2 protein-coding genes are annotated in these 1,360 nt (G+C 71.9%); one reads left to right on the top strand and one right to left on the bottom strand.

Annotated elements, in window-relative coordinates; all coding sequences use genetic code 11:
* Nucleotides 1-23: 23 nt before the first annotated feature.
* Nucleotides 24-428: an SsgA family sporulation/cell division regulator gene (locus tag ACWGIU_RS37960; RefSeq protein ID WP_453712649.1), complete on the bottom strand. Its 405-nt coding sequence runs from the start codon at nt 426-428 to the stop codon at nt 24-26.
* 170 nt (nt 429-598) lie between these two features.
* On the opposite strand from ACWGIU_RS37960, the gene ACWGIU_RS37955 reads away from it, so the two are divergent.
* On the top strand, nt 599-1,360 hold a 762-nt coding region (locus tag ACWGIU_RS37955; protein ID WP_453712647.1), incomplete at its 3' end, for an energy-coupling factor ABC transporter permease.

Genomic DNA, 1,360 nt, shown 5'->3' with positions numbered 1-1,360 from the left:
GGGCGGTACGGGGCCGGGCCCGGTTACGCCTGACGGGTGGCGGACACGGCGGGGGCGTAGGTGCGGCGGAGGAACCGGCGCAGCGCGGCGATGTCGAACTGGACCACGGCGACGCCTTCGGGGGAGTGGAACTCGACGACCGCCTGGACGCGGCCGCAGGGCCAGACGCGTACGTCCCCGGTGCCGGTCGGAGCCAGGAGACCGGCCTCCAGGAGGGCCCGGGGGAACACCCACTCGTTGTCGGTGCCCTCCGGGGACAGGCCCGCCGGGAAGACGATCCGTACGGCCAGCGGCTCGGCGGCGGCGAAGCGCAGGGCGACCGGGATGGTCCGGTAGAGGGGATCGTCCGTGATCACACGGGCGCTCACCCGCTCCTCAACGGCGCTTGCGGTCGCGGTCGCTGGTGGATTCTCGGCGGTGGCTGACATCGACAAGACTCCTCGAAATCGGAACATTTGCGCCCGTTTGTCCCGTCCAGCCTCGCACATTCCCACGAAACCGCGCGCTTCTCTTTGTGAGGGAGCCGCTCTTGCCAATGATTTGCAACTGGGCACTATGGTTGAACAGCTAAAGACTGAGCAAGAAGCGGAGCCACTCCATGCATGTGCCCGACGGATTCATCAACGCACCCGTGTCGGTGGCCGCCGGAGTGGTGGCCGCCGCCGCGGTGGCCGTCAGCCTCCGCGGCGCCCGCCGCGAACTCGACGAGCGCACAGCGCCGCTCGCCGGTCTCGTCGCCGCCTTCATCTTCGCCGTCCAGATGCTGAACTTCCCGGTGGCCGCCGGTACCAGCGGCCATCTGCTGGGCGGGGCGCTCGCCGCGATACTCGTCGGCCCGTACACCGGCGTGCTGTGCGTGTCCGTCGTCCTGCTCATGCAGGGCATCCTCTTCGCCGACGGCGGCCTGACCGCCCTCGGCGTCAACGTCACCGTCATGGGCGTCGTCACTGTCGTCGCCGCCTACGCGATCTTCCGCGGGCTGCTCGGGATCCTGCCGCCCACCCGCCGCTCCGTGACCGCGGCCGCCTTCACCGGCGCTCTGCTCTCCGTGCCCGCCGCGGCCGCCGCCTTCACCGCCGTCTACGCCATCGGGGGCACCACCGACGTGCCCATCGGCAAGGTGATCACCGCCATGGTCGGTGTGCACGTGCTCATCGGCATCGGTGAGGCCGCCATCACCGCGGCCACCGTGGGCGCCGTGATCGCCGTACGCCCCGACCTGGTGCACGGGGCCCGCGGGCTGGCCGCGCCCCTGAAGCTGCGCGTCGACGGGGCGCTCGTCGACGCACCGGCCGCGGCCGCCGCACCCGCGGCCCCCGGTGCCGGCGCCGCCGGCTCGACCCGCAAGGTGTGGGTGACC

This window comes from Streptomyces sp. NPDC054840 (genome assembly GCF_053611065.1).
Note: the sequence above shows the minus strand (reverse complement) of the source record. Positions and strands in the feature narration are given on the sequence as shown.

What these genes read in the sequence shown, in the direction of transcription:
- ACWGIU_RS37960 (WP_453712649.1), bottom strand. Translation starts at nt 428, where the DNA reads ATGTCAGCCACCGCCGAGAATCCACCAGCGACCGCGACCGCAAGCGCC.